This window comes from Undibacterium sp. FW305-107 (assembly GCF_058788535.1).
The window spans coordinates 80,393-98,829 of the sequence record NZ_JBYTAV010000004.1 but is presented as its reverse complement, the minus strand read 5'-3'; the positions used below and the strand labels follow the sequence as shown (position 1 = coordinate 98,829).

Here is an 18,437-nt window from a genome sequence, read left to right as displayed (position 1 = left end):
CGGGGCGGTGAGTTTGATCTATTATAGTTAAGTTTTGGATTGATATTGATCGTCTGATCTGCCTCAACCAACGTCATTCACTCCCCGTCTATCGAGCAACTTTCAAGCCTTCCTAGCAAACTGTACTCACTGAAGTGCTTCTTATAAATCAGGCATACTTCATATTCATTAAAAGGTTGACACTATTATTTCATGCAATTAAATTCATTAAAGGCGCGAAATAGGAAAATTTACATCGCTAATAGATAGTTATTTACCTTTCATTTGACTCGTCCTTTTATGCCTTCACCTGCTGATCCCATAAAGTATCTACCATCTGTCTTGAATGCGCGTCCATTGGAAGAGGGCGGGCCAATTGCGCGCACTGGTTTCGATTATCAGGACGAATTTGCTGTAAGTCTTCTTATTGAAATGCTGTCTGACGTCACGATGCAAAGCGTGTTGTGCGAAACGCATGACGATCTCGTTATCTGTTGGAATAAGCCAAATGGCACAGTAGCAGAATTTGTTCAGGTGAAAGGCGAGGAGCCATTTCAATACTGGTCCGTAGCAATGTTGTGTAAAAGAAGTAATGGAAGTGGAATTTCGATTTTTGAAAAGTCCTTGGGACAAGATCAATTTCTCGAAGAATCTCGTTTTCGTATAGTGACTAATGCACCAGTCAACAGTGATCTATCAGTCCTGTGTACACCAGTCGATTCTCGCGATACTGAAGAGAAAAAAGTTGAGTTAACTGATTTGAATGAAAAAATAACTCATTATGTGCATGGCTATCAATCACGCAAAAGGAATAGCACCGAATTTTGGCTGAAGCAATGTTTTTGGGACGTGAGACGAGGTCGAGAAAGCCTAATTCACGCCAACCTAAATGCATTGATGGATTTAGCCGTACGCGAGCGTCGATTTCTCAACTACACGCACGCAATTGAATTTCGATTAAAGTTGCTTGAAATAGTCAGAAATGCGAGTGCAGCGCGCTGGAATGCGGACCACGAAAGTAAGATCACACGCGCATTTCTTCGTGAAAAATGGGAACAGTGCTCTCCATTAAGCTCCCAACAGTACGGTCCGTATCAAAAGATTTTGGCATTTCAAAGGAGTTATTTGATATCTGACAAAGGAGATGTGCCATTTGGCGGGCGTCTTGCTATCTTAGAGGAATTGGCTAGGTGGTTGAGCGACGATAAGGAGATACAGCGTGCCCTCATAGTTGCACCATCAGGAAGAGGAAAAAGTGCCCTGCTTGTTCATTGGATGATTCACATTCAAGATACTCCAATGACTCATGAGTGGCGAACAGTCTTTATGCCAATTAGCATGCGTTATGGCACAAACTTACCTGGAGTTTTTTATCATGGAATTGCACTTCAGCTTAGTGAACTATTAAACGAGACTATTACCCCACCAGCTATTGATGCCAGCAATTATTACGCAGACAAATGCACTGAATTAATCACCAAAATACAGTTTTTCCAGATTAAAGTTTTGATTATTATTGATGGAGTTGATGAAGCTTTAGACCAGAGTTTTAGTAGCCTCATTTTCCCAGAACCACTTCCACCTAATCTGAAGATCGTCCTTAGCGCACGGGAGTTGGCGAACGATAAAGGGCCGACAGGCTGGTTAAAGAAGTTGGGATGGCAAGGTACACGCGATGCCCGCACGTTCGATATTCCCTTGCTGTCACAACAAAATATACGTGACTTGCTTGAGCAAATACATATTGCACCTAGTGAAAATGAAGAACAGCACGAAATAGTGAAATTGTTATGTGACTTGACTGAGGGTGAGCCACTTATGGCAATGCTGTATGTCGAGGATATTCGCCAGAAAATGCATCTGCATGGATGTTATGACCTGGAGTATTTGAAAGTACGACAGCCTGGTTTCAGTTCATTCATTGAAAATTGGATTAATGATCAGCGTAAAGCTTGGAGGCAAGAAAATCAACGTTTCGATGATCAAGTAATAGAAGCAACACTTATTGTTTTATCCTGCGCATTTGGGCCACTTAGTAGCACCTCACTTGTTAGGCTTGTTGCGTCAGTTAGCGGCACTCAGCCTGCTTTATCGACACATAGCCTTATACGTCCGATAGAGCGCTTCGTAATTGGAGATGGTTCTATCACCAATGGATATGTCTTTAATCATCCAAAATTGGGACAATATTTTCAAGAAAGTTATTTTCTTGACGGCGCTAAATTGCAAACACATAGGTTATTTTCAGCATGGGGGCGTGAAACCGTTGAGGCGTTGAATGCAGGGCAACTAGCGCCCGAAAAAGTCGATCCTTATCTCTTACAACATCATCTCCGTCATCTTGCATGTATTGATGCGCCACTGTTAGATTTTTGCGGTATCTTGTCACATCAATGGCAGCAGGCGTGGGATTGTTTTGAGGGAGGATATCGTGGTTTCTCAGAAAACGCCAAAACGATAATTGATTTCATAGGACCACTCGCGTCACATTTTCCTGGAGTCCAACAACATCTCTTGGCTCGATTAGATGCTTCTTTATGTATGAGTACGGTCACTGCGTTTGGCTCAACGCAGCCCTTGTCATTGATGGCCTTGGCATTAGATGAAGGGGTAATTAATATCAAGCAAGCACTGCATCACGTCGAATTACAGATTCCTGAAAATCAGTTGCTGGCCTACGGTATGATCTTCCATCATCTTCCATATGAGCGTGCATTCATTGTTGTGAATGATATAGCATCTGTTCCGGATATGATGAAAAGAGCACAATTTGCTTTGACGGCACTACATCACGCACAAGGTGATTTGAAAGACAGTCTGAATGAAATTATTGAGCACGCTTTAGCAACATTGGATGTCACGATTTCCTATCTTGTGTTGCTGGTGGATTGGCTTCCTTACCGTGATAAGAAATTTATTGATACTACACTTGAGGTATTTAGTAAGTTTCCTGCTTCACTGAATGACGAAGCGACTTTGGCGCATTTATACGCTAAGTTAATTCAATATCTTGCGCAGCATAAGCTCAATATAGATTCAAAAATACAAAAAAAATGTCATGAATATTTAACACGAAGCAAAAATTTTCTTGCAGTTATTAATGCCGTTCGTGAATATCCTGCCGTACTTGATTTAATCACAGTGCAGGAAGTGATCAAATCAAAAGAGAATTTCAGCACACAATTTAATGGACTGCTTGAGAAACAGAATAGCACTGACTTTGATATACGCGATTGGTCCAAATTAAGTAATATTGGAGAAATCTATGTGGCTCAAGAAATATTGGAGCGTTCAAAAAAGGAAAATTCTGAAGGACTTTTGGACTATATTATTGCACTGGTGCAGCAAATACGGGACCCATATATTGCAGCACAAGTATTCATTGAAAATATCTTGCTTTTCCCTGCACATTGCAAAGATGCGGCGTTTCAATTTGGATTTCACTTAGCTCTATCGCTAGTCTCTGGAAATAATAGAACACACTCTTTATTATCGCTTGCAAATAAGGCGGAATCACCTATTCGTACTTCTTTAATCCGTGAAGGGCTACAACATAGCATTCTAATTGAAGACATACACTCAGAAGCTTTGACATTGGTTTCCTTGTTCGGCTCACTTGATGCCGAGCGGAAATCTTGCCTTGAAACGATTATTCTTGATCGAGTGTTGAAGGTAAAAGATTACATATCAAGAGGAGAATTATTAATTAATTTGTCCGTGCATACAGTTGGCATTAACAAGATGCAGCTTTGTGTTGATGGTCTTCATTTCATACATGTAGGCGGACTTTTAGATTTTCGCAAAGGGGCATTGATTAATGTAATAGGGAAATTACCCTTAGCTTTACAACGCGCGACATTCAGTCAATGCTTACAAGCGGTCTTAGCTGCTAGTCAAGAGAATGATCACATAAATTTTTGGTTAAATGGTCAACTATTAGCGGAATATGTTCCCGATTTATGGTTAGAGAAGGATGTGTTAGCTGTATATTCAAGGTCAGATCAAGTGGAGGATTTTCGATCAAGGGCACAATTGCTCGGGGCACTAGCACCGATTGGCAAGCGATATGGTCGAGAAGATATTGCGCTTGCTGCATTCAAGAGTGCCGAGCAGGTTGACGAAATATCAGCCAAAGCGCGATATTTAGCAAATGCATACCAAATTCTCAGTCAAGATACTTCCTTGACAAGCAATGTCTTGGATTTTCTTAATGTAGTTCGAGTAGCATCTGAAGGAGCGACTAAAGCACGGGCACTGATTTCACTATTTCCTTGTCTGCCCACCACAATAAAAGAATCAGTTGTCAACGAAGCGATTGAAGCAGCTGAACGTTCGGAGTTGCGTGAGCGCAATCATGTACTGCTTTCAGTTGCTTCAATTGTAGACGATACGTCTAAAAAAGATGCTCTTATATTGGCTGCTCGTGCAACTGCTGATTTATTGCCACAGGACGCTCGTTTTACAGCATTAACAAGGGTAATACCACACTTACCCTCTAGGACAGAGCAGCTAGGAGTACTTGATATCATTACATCTGGGGTAACTTTGCCGCGTTCGACGGTACTCACAGCATGGACAAATATGGGAGCGATTTTGCATGAAACTGGCGGAGGAGATCTTGTAGTTGCAGTAATGCAAAAAATTATGTCTACGTGTCGAACATGGCCTTAATTCTACTTTGGTGAATATTCTTGCATGTAGATTATCTGTCACATGATGAATTTAGCCAGTAAGTCCTATTTACTTATCTCTTCCGGTCACTGCGCTTAATAACGGGCCGCCTACAAGTCTTCCCTTCCACCCAAGAAAACACGGATAATACCGCCTACACGTTTTCGTACACTCTTTTGGAACTCCCCCCATGGAAATTAAGGTTAACTTTCTCGATAAGCTTCGTCTTGAAGCCAAGTTCGATGATTTTACGGTGGTGGCTGATCAGCCTATCCGTTATAAGGGGGATGGTTCTGCGCCTGGTCCTTTTGATTACTTTCTGGCTTCGTCGGCCTTGTGTGCGGCTTATTTTGTGAAGCTGTATTGCAATACGCGCAATATCCCTACCGAGAATATACGGCTGTCGCAGAATAATATTGTTGATCCGGAAAACCGTTACGCGCAGATTTTCAAGATACAGGTGGAGTTGCCTGCGGATATTTCTGCCAAAGACCGTGAAGGTATCTTGCGTTCCATCGACCGTTGTACGGTCAAAAAAGTGGTACAGGCGGGGCCGGAGTTTGTGATTGAAGAGGTCGAGAACCTCGATGCTGATGCGCAGGCTTTGCTGACCTTGAACCCTACTGCGGATGCGGCCACGTATATCCTGGGCAAGGATTTGCCGCTGGAGCAGACCATTGCCAATATGTCTGGCTTGCTGGCGGGGCTGGGTATCAAGATAGAGATTGCTTCGTGGCGCAATATTATTCCTAATGTGTGGTCGCTGCATATACGCGATGCGCATTCGCCCATGTGTTTTACCAATGGCAAGGGCGCGACCAAAGAGAGCGCGCTGGCGTCGGCCCTGGGTGAGTATATCGAGCGCCTAAGTTGCAACCATTTTTATGCGGGTTCGTTCTGGGGTGAAGATATCGCCAATGCGGCCTTTGTACATTACCCGGAAGAGCGCTGGTTCAAGCCTGGTAAAAAAGATGCGCTACCTAAAGATATTCTGGATGAGTATAGCCGGGAGATTTATGATCCTGAGGGTGAGTTGCGTGGCTCGCATCTGATCGATACCAATTCTGGCAATGCAGAGCGCGGCATCTGCTCGCTGCCTTATGTGCGTCAGTCAGACGGTGAGGTCGTTTACTTCCCATCCAACCTCATCGAAAACCTGTACGCCAGCAATGGCATGAGTGCCGGTAATACCCTGGCTGAAGCACAGGTGCAATGTCTGTCCGAGATTTTTGAACGTGCCGTCAAGCGTGAAATCCTGGAAGGTGAGATGGCCTTGCCAGACGTACCGCAAGAAGTGCTGGCGAAATATCCTGGAATTTTGGCTGGCATACAAGGCCTGGAAGAGCAGGGCTTTCCTGTGCTGGTGAAGGATGCATCGCTGGGTGGTCAATATCCTGTCATGTGTGTGACGCTGATGAACCCGCGCACGGGTGGCGTGTTTGCGTCCTTTGGCGCACACCCCAGCCTGGAGGTGGCGCTGGAACGCAGCCTGACTGAGCTGCTGCAAGGCCGCAGTTTTGAAGGTCTCAACGATTTGCCTCAGCCTACCTTTGTCAGCAATGCGGTGACTGAGCCAAATAATTTTGTTGAACACTTTATTGATTCCAGCGGCGTGGTGTCATGGCGTTTCTTTAGTGCCAAGGCTGATTACGAATTTGTTGAATGGGATTTTTCTGGCCAGGGCGAAAATTCAAATGCGGATGAAGCCGCGACCTTGTTCGGCATACTCAAAGAGATGGGCAAAGAAGTTTACATGGCGGTGTATGATCACTTGGGTGCCACTGCCTGCCGTATCCTGGTGCCGGGTTATTCCGAGGTTTATCCGGTAGAAGACCTGATCTGGGATAACACCAACAAGGCCCTGCTGTTCCGCGAAGATGTCCTGAACTTGCATACGCTGGATGATGAACAACTGGAAGACTTGCTGGAGCGTCTGGAGAATAATGAGCTGGACGAGTACAGCGACATCGCCACCCTGATAGGCATAGAGTTTGACGAGAACACGATCTGGGGCCAGCTCACGGTCGTTGAATTGAAGCTGCTGATCAATCTCGCCTTGCAGGACTTTGAAGAGGCGAAAGAACTGGTCGAAACCTTCTTGCAGTACAACGACAACACGGTTGATCGCGGCTTGTTTTATCAGGCCTTGAATGTAGTGCTGGAAGTGACGCTAGATGACGATCTGGAACTGGATGATTACTTCGTCAACTTCCGCCGCATGTTTGGCAACGAGCGTATGGACGCGGTATTGGGATCAGTCGATGGCAGTGTGCGCTTTTACGGTTTGACGCCAACGAGCATGAAACTGGAAGGGCTGGAAAGACACCAGCGCCTGATAGACAGCTACAAGAAATTGCATGTGGCGCGCAGCAAGGCTGCGGCATCCCAGTAAATGAGAACATCATGCATGCACAACTCGGTGCATGCATGATTTTTGAGCGTCTTACAGTTTATAACTAGCCCGCACATAAAACGAACGGCCTATAGGATCAGCAAACCTCGGGTCATAGCCGGTTTGTGCATTCGGCGTCTGATTCGAGAATGGTGGGTTGGTGTTGAGCAGGTTCTTGATGCCAGCCGATAGCGTCAGGTTTTTGAAGCCAGTGTAACTGGTCGCCAGGGTCCATATGGAATTGGCGGACACGTTTTGCTTGAACTTGTCTTCCACCAGGTTCTGGTCGGTGTAACCTCCCGAATATCGCTGGGATAAGGTGGCCGACCATGGACCTTGAGACCAGCGGATAGCCGCATTATGGCGCCAGCGTACCACCCCGTTATAGACGCCTATGTTGTCAGGCGTTTCACCATCGATGGTCGTATAGGTATTCTTCAATACATAAGAACCATTGAACCAGCCGTCGATGGTGCCGAAGGAGAATGGTGACAGACGCCATTGGGCCGTCATATCCACTACCTGCGTCATGACTTCTCCCGAATTGCCCAGCGATGACACATTGATGTAGTCAAGCGCGGTGCCGGCAGCATTGTAGTGATAGCGATCGCGGTACTTGTCGAAGTCGTTGAGTATTACCTCTTCGTACAACACCTGGCCGATTTGATCGCGAATCGAGATCTTGGCATAGTCCAGCGACATGGTCAGTTTTGAATTGGGTTCAAATACCATGCCCAGCGAGTATGACTTGGCACGCTCGGGTTTGAGATCACGGTTCCCGCCTACGTGGGTTGGCAAATTCATGTTGCAGGAGATATTGGGATTCACGCCAGCTTTTGCTACGCCGCCCGGACACAGCAGGGGGTCGTTGTATTGCGTGGACGTAATGCTGCTGACGATAGGACCATTCAACTCGTAGAGCGTAGGTGCGCGAAAACCGGTATTCACGGAACCACGCAAAAGCCACATCTTGGAAGGTTGATAGCGAAAGCCAATCTTGGGATTGAAGCTGTTGCCTGCATCGTTGTAGCGATCATAACGCGCGGCGACCTGTGTTTCAAGTTCACGGGTGATGGGAATATTGACTTCTGCAAAGACCGCTGAAAGACTGCGGGAGCCGCTGGTATCCTTGGCTGCAACCAGGCCGCTGGCACGGGATATCATCATCTGGTCCAGGGGGCCACGCTTGACAATAAATTCCGAAGTCTCGCGCCTTCCCTCGACTCCTACAGAAAAGCCCAGCGGACCGGCAGGAAGCTGCATCAGGTCGCGTGTCGCACGCATGTCGAAGCCGGTATTGCGGGCAGTTGCGGCAATGACCTGGCCGCGTACCTGTGAGCTTGCCAGCAAGCTTGCCCCGGCAGCATCCTGCATACCGAAGGGATTCAGGATACCGTTATTGATGCCGTTCTGTATCGCCTCATCATTCAGGTAGCCCGCGCTCAGATCCTCGGTCACCCTGGTGCGCGCACTGGTGATGGAGCCGCTGAGATCCCATCCTGCTACCGTGCCTGACAAAGACGCCACAATGCGGTCAGAAACGCCGAGATTGGTCGCTTCACGACGGCCCCCTTCGACCGTGCGCCAACTGACTGTCAGGTCTTCACCGGTCAGGCCGGCAACGGCTGGCGTGCCGCCTGTGCCGCCCGGGTACCACTTGCTGCTGGAGTGCATGATCAGGCCGGTCATCGGTGGCGGCGCGATACGGTTGATATTGGTACTTTCGCTATGCAGCAGCTCCAGGCCGGCAATGCCATCCGAACCGACTTTCATTGAAGCTTTGCCGAGGAAGCTGCTTTGCTTGGTTTCAGGAATGCCATCGACGAAGCGCGCATAATCCTCGCGGCAGGTCTGGTTTGTTGTGCTCTTGATGGCATCTGGCGGCAGGCAACCAGACGCAAAACTTGGGTTGCCAGAAATGCCTGCGGTAGAAAAGAAATTGGCAGGAAAGGTCGTGCCACTGGTTTTGCTGATGCCTTTGTCGGGCAAGATTCCAGTGGCTGAAAATGCACGCTCTGTCACCATCATCCGCGCCTGCTCATGATGATCGATGGAACCGAATATATTGTAGCCATCTTTATCAAGATCACCGAAGCCAGAGGTGATGCTGAAACGTTTTTCCCTGGCACCGCTTTGTTGCGGCACGACAGTTTCCAGTGTCACGGTCGTACCCTTGACCGAACGCTTGGTGATAAAGTTGATGACACCGGCAATCGCATCGGTGCCATAGATATGTGAAGCACCATCACGTAATACTTCTATCCTGTCGATGGCGGCAAAAGGAATACTGTACAAGTCAACGCTGCTGCCGTCATAAGGGTGATTTGGCAGACGATGGCCATCCAGCAAAATCAGCGTACGCCCGTCGCCCAGGCCACGCATATTGGCAGAAGATTTACCGCCGGTTTCTGCGCCGACGTTACCTGCCGCTACTGTGGTTTGCTGATTCATCGACAAAGAGGTCATGACTTCTTCTATCGTTGTCATTCCTTTCTTTACAAATTCATCCGCCTTGATCACGGTCACGGGCAACGCCGTTTCGGCGTCGATACGCTTGATTGACGATCCCGTGATGGTAACGCGTTCTACCTTTTCTGCTTCTTTTGTTTTATCGGTTTCCTGGGCTGATGCGTTAACAGTCATGCCGCCCAATAGCAGAATTGCACTGCCATAATGTAAACTTTTCTTAATCACTGCGTCTCCAGTCTTCTTGCTATTTGAGTGAATCACCGGCACCTCTTGGTGTGCCGTGATATCGCTGCGTGATGAAGACGATGGTGATGCCAATGACTATACTTACCCATTGCATACATCAACTCCACATTGTGATTCAACATCAATCACGCAAATACGATGGAGCCGAGTATTGCCGCGGGAAAAAATCCCTGCTTTGCATTTCTTGCTGAAGTTATCGAAACCTGCTCAAAAAGCTTTAGTCAATTTATGCCATTTAGAGAGTCACTCAGAGGCTTATTTATAGACTGCAGTGGCAGCTACCGCCTGCGCTCTTTGCATGAAATAATCCTGTCCCATCGCGCCGCCGCTCTGATCCTGGAAGAAGCGCATCATGAAACCATGCTTGCTGGCGAGGGCGGTGTCGTCAGCAGTCCATTGCAGCACGCGCTGGGCATAGCCTGGCGTCATCATCCAGCCAAACATTTCTGCCTTGTCTTCTTCCGGGCCGTACAGTGCATAGCGGCTCACCATGCCAGCAGCAGGGTGGCCGAGGTTGACGAAGCCTTTGCCATAGGCTGTTGCACCACCACTGCCGTAGGACACGGTAGCCGGGTTCAGGGCCAGCCAGAGTGGATCGCGATAATAAAAGTCGGCGTAGGTGCGGTGTTCGATAAAGTGATAGAACTCGTGATGTATGCGCAGCTCCATGCCCGCCAGGCAGATGTCTTCATCGTTGTCGGAATAGACCACGCTGGCAGTTTGCGGTGCTGGCATGGCACGCCGCCGCTGACCGGCCACGCTGAGGTTCTTGACCAGGGCGATATCGCTCAGGCGCATGCGTTCAAACAGTACGGAGGGATAACGCTCCAGCGCAGGCAGAACGACGCTGAGCAGGCGTTGCAGGCGCAGCCTGTCGGCCTGACTATCGATGAAGGTTTCAGCTTCAGGTATGGCCCATACGGCCTTCAGATGCAGGGCCGCCAGACGGGTTTCTGCCAATGCTTTGAATTCAGCCAGCGTGGCTGTTGCCGGGGCGACTGCTGCATAGCGAACTTCGGCGGGACACTCGGCACGCAAGCTGTCGGTTTCTGGCTGGCTGCGATTGCTTTCCGTAGTCGCCATCGAGGTACAGCCTGAGATAAAAAGCGAGGCGACAGCAGCATAGAAAATTGACAAGCGATGGCGCATAGGATGCATACTTTCTTCAGGCAATTTGGCAGAGTGGGAGAATGTGGCTGCAAAATACTTGTCTTTGCAGCGTGAGCATTTTATCCGAACAGACAGTCTGTCGCATTGTGCAGTGCCAAAGGCGCAACTACGCTACAAATCCTGCCAAAATTGCAAAATCCTGTTGTACTAAGTGCCTATCGTTTGTCAGGCGCAGCTGGCGTGATTCCGTCTGAAGTTGGCAGGTGGCAAGCCATAGCGCATGGCAAAAGCGCGTGAAAAATGGCTGACGTTATTGAAGCCCAGGGAAAATGCGATATCAATGATGCGCGCATCGCCTTCCAGTAAAGCCAGGCTGGCGCGCTCCAGGCGCAATTTCATGACGTACTGATGAGGTGGAAGCCCGACGGCTTTGCGGAACTCTCTAGAGAAATGTGATTCGCTCATGGAGCAGGAATCAGCCAGGGCAGCAATCGACACATCTTCGGCCACACACTCGGAAATATGGGCAAGCACTTTTTGCAGGCGTGTGCCGCACAGGCTGCTGGGCTTTTGTCCGGGCACTGATTGGGAATAATTCTCCAGCAAATAGCTCGCCAGGGCAGTGATCATGCTGTCGCAAAACTGCTGCTCGAGTGGCCCGGCCAGCATCTGCGCATTGAGCAATTTTCCGACCAGGTCCATGACCATGCGGTCTGGCGTGAATGGGATGTCTGCCAGCAAGGACGGTGCTTCAGAATCACGCAAGCGACCCAGGGCACTGATGGCATTGGTGGGGATGAAGATATTGACTATGTCGCAGCTGCTCATACGCCGCCAGCGACCTTGTGATGTAGGTGGGCAGATGCGAAAGCGATTTGCGCCTATCATCCCACCGCAGACTGCTCGTTCGCCATTCCAGATTTGTGATTCCAGGGGTTCGAGCAAGACCGCAATGCGGTAATTATTGGCATGCGTGCCTATGGTTTGTATGGTCGTATCCGGCTTGTCGGAAGACCAGCGCACGATGGATGCCCTGGACATGGGCAGCGGGCCTATGCAGTTGCGCAAGGGGCCTGTGACGCCGCCGCGCCGGAACCAGTCAACCAGACCTTCAGGGTTATCAATTGTAGGTTCTGACATGTTGAGACCCCTCTCAGGTTTCAATTGCGGCAAATCTGACTTGTTCTAAAAACACGGCGGATACAAATTTTCTCGCATTACAATTGTTTTTCATGTGCTGTACCAGTATTGCAGCAGTTTTACTGCAAGTCTTGATTATTCTCATTAGTTGGCATGCCGAAATCAGCACAGTGATGTACCGGCCCACGATGATGTAGTGGCTGTGCCGATTTCTTGAAAATAATCGAGTAAAAGCATCAAGCCCTTTTTTGCATCCGATGGTTAACTTTGCGGCAGTTAAGGGACGCCGTTAAGGGCCGCCGTTAAGGGAAGGCAAGCGATTTGCGCTCTCCATCACCAGGGAAATATTTCAATGACAATAGAAGCCGCTCTCGACGTACTTGCCAGCTTGCGCTTTGCATCCGATCTTTCTTTCAATTGTACTGGCGATGCCGTGTTCGCCAGCATACGCAGCGCCAGCAGCAAGGCCGGAGTGCCTAATCCCAGCCGTATCTGGCGGTTCGACGCGGCAGGTGCGCAGCAACTCACAGACGGGCCGCACACTGCCATACTTGTCAGACCATCTCCCTGCGACGACAGGCTGGCATTCGCTTCGGATGATGATTGCCCGGGTAAGTTTGCACTTTTCCTGCGGGAGACGTCTGGTGAAGTAAAAGGCATAGGTCAGATCCCCGGCACGATAGAGGATATACGCTGGTCTGCTGACGGTAATTCTATTGTCGTGCTTGCTGCCGACCGTGGCCTGAACGGTGGCGCAACCCGTGCCGCTACCAGGATTTGGTGGGGCGATGCGCAAGAACCCGAACTTACATCGGGTGATGGTGTACGCCGCCGGCTATTTCGTATCACGCTCGCTTGTGGCACGACAGAAGAAGTCGGGCCGAGTGAACATAGCGTATGGGAATTTGATCTGCTACCCGGCGGTGCAATCGTCATAGCTTCGCGCGATGCCAGCGAGCGTGGCTGGCATCATGCGCAATTGCTGCGCGTTGATTTTGACAGCCGTGCAATCACGGTCTTGCATACCCCTGTCTGGCAGTTGCAGGGACTTGCGGCAAGCCCCGACGGCAGCAAGCTCGCTTTCGTGGAAGCCTGGGCCAGTGATCGTGGCCTGGTGGCAGGTGAAATGCGCATACTTGATCTCGCGACCGGGCAAGTAGCTATTCATGGTCGCGACCAGCAATTCAACCTGAGCTCTATTCATTGGCTGTGCAATAACAGGCTATGGTTTGCTGGCTGGCAAGGACTGGGTACAGTGTATGGCGTGATGTCAGTTGATGGTGATGTAGAGTGGCAACAGCAAGAAGATGCAACGCTGGGTGAAAATAGCTATACAGCCCGCATTGCAGTGTCAGCCAATGGCAAGATGATCGCTACCGTGCGCGAATCTACAGGCATGCCGCCAGAAGTTTGCTGGAAGCAAATGCATGAAGCTGAATGGACGCGCATCAGTGACTTGAATTCAGATGTCATTTCTGCGCTCCCTGATTATCCTGCAGTGCATCATATCGCATGGCGTGGCAAGGATGGTCTGGCGCTTGAGGGTCTGGTCTTATTGCCGCTTATTCGTGGATCATCACCTTTACCGATGATAGTCGATATCCACGGCGGCCCCAGCTATGCAAACAAATACAGCTTCAATCCTGGCAGTGCCTTGCCCTATGTGCTGGCTGGCTTTGCAGTTTTCTTGCCCAATTATCGTGGCAATACAGGCTGGGGGCAGGAGTTTGCCCGCATGAATATCGGTGATCCGGCAGGGGCTGAATTTGATGATATTCAAGCCGGTATCGATCATTGCATTGCACTTGGATTTGCCGATGCAGAACGTCTGGGCGTCACTGGCAGTAGTTATGGGGGCTACCTGAGCAACTGGGCGGTGGCGACCACACAGCGTTTCAAGGCTGCCGTGCCGGTGTCGTCGATTTCCAGCCATGTCAGTTGTCATTACGCTTGTGAACATGATTTCCATAACTTCATCAATGGCGGGCCATTGACGGATAAAGCCAATATGCACGTTGCCCTTGAGCGTTCTCCGCTGATGCAGATACTGAGGCAAACAAATGCGTCTATTACCCCTACCTTACTGATACATGGTAGTGACGATCGCTGCACGCCAGTGAGCGAGGCCCAGCAATTTTATGCAGCCTTGCGGGAACATGGCGTTACTGCCGAACTGGCAATTTATCCGCGTGAAGGCCATGGCAGTTTTCGTGAACACGCCCACCGCATAGATAGCTGGTTGCGTCGCATTGCCTGGTTTGAAAAGTATCTGAAATTGGATGAGGCAGTGGCATGAGTCGGATTTTCCAGATACTGAAGTACGCGCTTGCGTTATGTGTGATATCGCTGTGCGTGCCGTCATCCGCACAATCGACAGTAAATGTAAAGCTGGAGCAGGCTGTATTCAACGGGCTTACTGGTATCAAGCTGCGCAGCAATGCGCCCTTGAGCGGCATCACAGGTGCAGACGTTCTGGTCAGGCGTCCTGATGGTTTGATCGTCGCTCCCAATGATATTCTTGATGTCAAGATCAAGGGTGACGAGTTAGCTATCTCACTTAGCGCTACAGTTTTTGCCCGCATCAGCGCCAGAGGAACGACCGTCGCGACCCGCGCATTTGGCAAGTACGCAGCGACCCGGCCCATACCTGTATTGAAGACCGGTGAACCAACTGAGAACGGCTATCTTATTGGTACCAGCGGCTGGACTGATGAAGGCTGGAATACCATCGTCACTGATCCAGCTTTTGTTGATACGCAGACCGGGCAGCGTGGTATGTACCGCTTCAGCGATACCAGACCAGATCGCGACACTGGCGGACATCTCATCGCAAAAAATGCTACAGCGACAAACACACCCACTCTGCGCACAAAAACCATGCTGGTCTTGTTTGTGGAATTCCCTGACCGCAAAGCGGCTGATGCAGAAGCACAATACAAGCAATATAGCCAGTTCGGCCCCTATCTGAATTATTTGCAACCAGCAGCTAACTGGTTCAACACCTCGTCTTATGGCCAGTTGCAACTTAAACTGGCCTCGCCTCAGCACAACCGCAAGCTCGATTGGCTGATGCTTGGGAAGAAAGCAAAGGACTATAAATGGGGTGGCAATACGGAAGATACCGGTGACATGTTTCACTACGCCCACGATGTCGCGCAACTCGCCTATGAGCGTTATGGCATACGCGTGGATGCCTATGATCTGCTGTTGATCATTCCAGCGCAAGGCAAGTCTGGTTTGCCCAATGGCCCGGCTACGATCAATGACCAGTACATGGGGCAGGCGCAAGTGCCTTCTCGTGTGGTACTGGTCGAGCGCGATGGCAAAGCCCATACGCTGGACAACTTCGTCACCGCCGGGAATGACTTGTTCATCTGGGGCTATCGCTGGCTGATCCACGAGACTGGTCATACTTTTGGCTTGCCTGATTTATATATGTACAAGCCTGAGATCAAGGGTGAAGAAGTTGATCGCTTCTTCTATGTTGGTGGATGGGACATGATGGGGAATATAGGAGGGCAGTCCACAGATTTTCTCGCCTGGCACAAGTGGAAAATGCACTGGATACGCGACGATCAGGTCGATGTCGTCAGCCAGGCCAGCGAGCTGCCCAGTCATCATGTCATCAGCCCGGTTGAAACGCCAGGTGGCAGCAAGATGGTCGTGATACGCACGGGTTTGGCTACGGCTTACGTCGCTGAATTTCGCACCAGGCTGGGCGTGAATAGTGAGAACCAGCAGGCAGGAGTATTGTTGTACAGGCTGGATACCACGCTGCCTGAAAGCGGTGAGCAGCCTGTGCTGCAGATCATATCCAGACAGTATTACCATAGTCCTGAGGTAGGCGGCGAACGTAATTTGACCGGTGTCTGGCGTCCAGTCAACAAGAGCCTGGATGGCTATGAGCAGGGTGCGACCTGGCAAGCTGGTGATGTGTTTTCAGACCCGGCAACGGGAGTGACTATCCGTATAGACAGTATTGCTGGTAGCACTGATACATCAAAAGCAGATGGCCGTATTTATACGGATGAAGACACGGCATCATTGACTGTCATCAAGCGCAGCAATGCACAACTGAGCCGCAAGGTCACATTGGCAAATGCGCGTCTGCACAAGCTCAGGGATTTGCATTTTACGGTTGATGTGGAACAAGCGGTAGGTAAGTCAAACTGGTTTGTTCTTCAACGTTCACGTTTGAGTAAAGAGCATGTCTTGCTCAAACAAGCCAACGGAAAAATCCTTCCGGACTATCAGATAAAGTCATTCAAGGTCTCAGGACAGGAAGTGGAGATTGAATTCAAGCCAGGGACTTTCGCCAATGCGCAGGCGGCCCGTGGCTTGCAATTGGCGACCAGACCTTATTTCAATATTGGTGCTGCGGCTGGCATACCTGTGCGTCTTGGACCCTGAGTGCATTATCCGGTCTCAGTTCAAGGCTCTTTCTCCGGCGCGCAGCGTCAAAACCTGCACACCAGTTTTTGTGACGGCCACGGTATGCTCGAATTGTGCAGATAATTTCCCGTCTATGGTAACCACTGTCCAGCCATCATCTTCGGTCTCGACATCATGACGGCCCTGGTTGATCATGGGTTCTATGGTGAACACCATGCCTTCCTTTAATATCAGGCCTGTGCTTGGCCGCCCCCAGTGCAGCACTTCGGGCGGCTCGTGCATTTCGCGGCCTATGCCGTGACCGCAATATTCTCTGACGACAGAGTAACCATTTTTCCTGGCATGGCTTTCAATGGCATGGCCTATATCACCCAGCCTGGCACCAGGTCGTACAGCCTTGATGCCTTTCCACATGGCTTCATAGGTCACTTGCACCAGCCGTTTGGCAGATGCTGTTACTTCGCCGACCAGATAGGTTTTGCTGGAGTCGGCAATAAAGCCGTTTTTCTCCAGGGTGATATCAAAATTGACGATATCACCGTCTTGCAGAATTTCTGTTGCAGATGGCACGCCATGGCACACCACGCTATTGCGCGATGAATTCAAGGCATAGGCATAGCCGTACTGGCCCTTGCTTGCCGGACGGGCCTTGAGTTCATTGACGATGAAGCTGTCGACCAGGTTATTCACCTGCATGGTGGACATGCCGATCAGGTTCAATTGATCCAGATGGGTAAACACGCTCGCCAGCAGCTTGCCTGATTCTGCCATCAGGGCAATTTCTTCCGGTCGTTTGGTCATGTCAATGCTCCCCTGAAAGCCAGGGGTTCTACGCCCGCGGCTTTCAGTTCATGTACCACAATCTCATTGAAAGACATGGTTGGGTTCATTTCGCACAACATGCCTATCTTGATCCAGAAAGCAGCTTGCGCATTAATGGAGCGGCAAGCCACAGAGCTGGCTTTGCGCATCTGGTCGTGCAGATCATCGTCGATGTTGACTATGCCCATGTGACATCCTTATATATGAAACGTATATGGATTATATAGTCGCTTTAAGTGCTTGCGCAAGAGGCTTATTGGAGATCAGGCTGTGCTGTCTTTGTAAAGTTACGGCGTTTGGGAATGCTGCTCCCTCTGCAGTATTGTCGAACACGCACCAAATATGCCGTCCCTGTTTTAATAAAATAGCAATGCGCAGCGACAAGTTTTCCAGATAGGCTTTGTCATAACTGGATTTATACATGTGTGGACTGCCATGCAGCCGTAAATACACAGTAGACGCTGTGATGGGGAAGTTATCTTGCAACGCGTCATATCCTGCAATACCTGGATCTGCTGCGACAAGGCAAATTTCTTTTTCAGTCAGTAAGTCGAATGAAGCAGGCTCAAACCAGCTTGCGTGACGTGGTTCTAAGGCAAGCGGTGTTTTACTAAGTTGTTTTATCTGACAAAGAAATTTGTGCGCAATCCCATAGTCGAATGGCAAACTGGGAGGAAGCTGTATCAACAAACAGCCTAATTTTTTTTCCAGCCTGGAAGTTTCCAGAGTAAATTTTTGCAATTCATATTCACAGTTTTTTAAGCGCAGAACATGAGTAATGGCTTTGGGCACTTTAACTGAAAAACGAAATTCTGCAGGGACGCTATTGCGCCAGCGTGCATAGGTTGATGGCAGATGTGAGCGATAAAATGAAGAATCGATCTCAACGCCTGTGAGAAATCGTGCATACCGCTCTAAATGTGTCAGGGCAGATGCCGTATTTTTTGAGAAATTTATTTCGTCCTGCACCTGAGCTAAAGATGGAAATTGTTCTAATAATTGTTCATTTATCAGACCTGGTACATTCCAGCCTGCACAAGCGCAAATAAGGGACGGCGTTAGCGGTTGGCTCATATAGTAGACGCATGATTGGAATAAATAATTGAAAATGGTAGGGCGAGGATGCTGTTTTCAGTATCAGCGGTGTCTGAAAGACGCGTAAGAAAACAGGCCGTCTTAGCTTCTGTTATTTTTTAAACTCCGAATTAAGGGATGC

Annotated in this window: 10 protein-coding genes; 4 read left to right on the top strand and 6 right to left on the bottom strand. The window is 49.3% G+C overall.

Annotation, left to right across the window (positions count from 1 at the left end; genetic code table 11):
- Nucleotides 1-279 precede the first annotated feature (279 nt).
- Together AC3WQT_RS10030 and AC3WQT_RS10025 are read left to right on the top strand one after the other, a co-directional pair.
- The gene (locus tag AC3WQT_RS10030) at nt 280-4,650 is read left to right on the top strand and encodes a dsDNA nuclease domain-containing protein (RefSeq protein ID WP_492703734.1); all 4,371 of its coding nucleotides are present in this window, start codon (nt 280-282) and stop codon (nt 4,648-4,650) included.
- A 190-nt stretch (nt 4,651-4,840) separates the two neighbouring features.
- Nucleotides 4,841-7,042, top strand: coding sequence for an OsmC domain/YcaO domain-containing protein (locus AC3WQT_RS10025; protein WP_492703733.1), 2,202 nt, complete (start codon nt 4,841-4,843; stop codon nt 7,040-7,042).
- 51 nt (nt 7,043-7,093) lie between these two features.
- Here the strand turns inward: AC3WQT_RS10025 and AC3WQT_RS10020 are convergent, their stop codons facing one another.
- From AC3WQT_RS10020 to AC3WQT_RS10010, 3 genes are all read right to left on the bottom strand, one after another.
- Nucleotides 7,094-9,736, bottom strand: a complete 2,643-nt coding sequence (locus AC3WQT_RS10020; protein ID WP_492703732.1) for a TonB-dependent receptor plug domain-containing protein — start codon at nt 9,734-9,736, stop codon at nt 7,094-7,096.
- Nucleotides 9,737-10,012: 276 nt separating this feature from the next.
- Nucleotides 10,013-10,915, bottom strand: a complete 903-nt coding sequence (locus tag AC3WQT_RS10015; protein ID WP_492703731.1) for a hypothetical protein — start codon at nt 10,913-10,915, stop codon at nt 10,013-10,015.
- A 177-nt stretch (nt 10,916-11,092) separates the two neighbouring features.
- Entirely contained in the window at nt 11,093-12,007 is a 915-nt protein-coding gene (locus AC3WQT_RS10010) for a helix-turn-helix domain-containing protein (RefSeq protein WP_492703730.1), read from the bottom strand.
- 352 nt (nt 12,008-12,359) lie between these two features.
- On the opposite strand from AC3WQT_RS10010, the gene AC3WQT_RS10005 reads away from it, so the two are divergent.
- Nucleotides 12,360-14,303 (top strand): prolyl oligopeptidase family serine peptidase, encoded by a 1,944-nt coding sequence (locus AC3WQT_RS10005; protein ID WP_492703729.1) that lies wholly within the window; start codon nt 12,360-12,362, stop codon nt 14,301-14,303.
- Nucleotides 14,300-16,417, top strand: coding sequence for a metallopeptidase domain-containing protein (locus tag AC3WQT_RS10000; protein ID WP_492703728.1), 2,118 nt, complete (start codon nt 14,300-14,302; stop codon nt 16,415-16,417). The genes AC3WQT_RS10005 and AC3WQT_RS10000 overlap by 4 nt, the downstream gene beginning before the upstream one ends.
- A 15-nt stretch (nt 16,418-16,432) precedes the next feature.
- Here AC3WQT_RS10000 and map read toward each other — a convergent pair whose 3' ends face one another.
- From map to AC3WQT_RS09985, 3 genes are read right to left on the bottom strand one after another with little or no spacing between them, the layout of a single operon-like run.
- Complete coding sequence (gene map / locus AC3WQT_RS09995; RefSeq protein ID WP_492703727.1) at nt 16,433-17,200, bottom strand: type I methionyl aminopeptidase; 768 nt, start codon at nt 17,198-17,200, stop codon at nt 16,433-16,435.
- Nucleotides 17,197-17,409: a ParD-like family protein gene (locus tag AC3WQT_RS09990; protein ID WP_110254862.1), complete on the bottom strand. Its 213-nt coding sequence runs from the start codon at nt 17,407-17,409 to the stop codon at nt 17,197-17,199. Before AC3WQT_RS09990 ends, map begins: the two co-directional genes overlap by 4 nt.
- A gap of 31 nt (nt 17,410-17,440) precedes the next feature.
- Nucleotides 17,441-18,295, bottom strand: coding sequence for a DUF72 domain-containing protein (locus AC3WQT_RS09985; RefSeq protein ID WP_492703726.1), 855 nt, complete (start codon nt 18,293-18,295; stop codon nt 17,441-17,443).
- Nucleotides 18,296-18,437 lie beyond the last annotated feature (142 nt).

What these genes read in the sequence shown, in the direction of transcription:
- AC3WQT_RS10025 (WP_492703733.1), top strand. Translation starts at nt 4,841, where the DNA reads ATGGAAATTAAGGTTAACTTTCTCGATAAGCTTCGTCTTGAAGCCAAG.
- map (WP_492703727.1), bottom strand. Translation starts at nt 17,200, where the DNA reads ATGACCAAACGACCGGAAGAAATTGCCCTGATGGCAGAATCAGGCAAG.
- AC3WQT_RS09990 (WP_110254862.1), bottom strand. Translation starts at nt 17,409, where the DNA reads ATGGGCATAGTCAACATCGACGATGATCTGCACGACCAGATGCGCAAA.
- AC3WQT_RS10030 (WP_492703734.1), top strand. Translation starts at nt 280, where the DNA reads ATGCCTTCACCTGCTGATCCCATAAAGTATCTACCATCTGTCTTGAAT.
- AC3WQT_RS10000 (WP_492703728.1), top strand. Translation starts at nt 14,300, where the DNA reads ATGAGTCGGATTTTCCAGATACTGAAGTACGCGCTTGCGTTATGTGTG.
- AC3WQT_RS10005 (WP_492703729.1), top strand. Translation starts at nt 12,360, where the DNA reads ATGACAATAGAAGCCGCTCTCGACGTACTTGCCAGCTTGCGCTTTGCA.
- AC3WQT_RS09985 (WP_492703726.1), bottom strand. Translation starts at nt 18,295, where the DNA reads ATGAGCCAACCGCTAACGCCGTCCCTTATTTGCGCTTGTGCAGGCTGG.
- AC3WQT_RS10015 (WP_492703731.1), bottom strand. Translation starts at nt 10,915, where the DNA reads ATGCATCCTATGCGCCATCGCTTGTCAATTTTCTATGCTGCTGTCGCC.
- AC3WQT_RS10010 (WP_492703730.1), bottom strand. Translation starts at nt 12,007, where the DNA reads ATGTCAGAACCTACAATTGATAACCCTGAAGGTCTGGTTGACTGGTTC.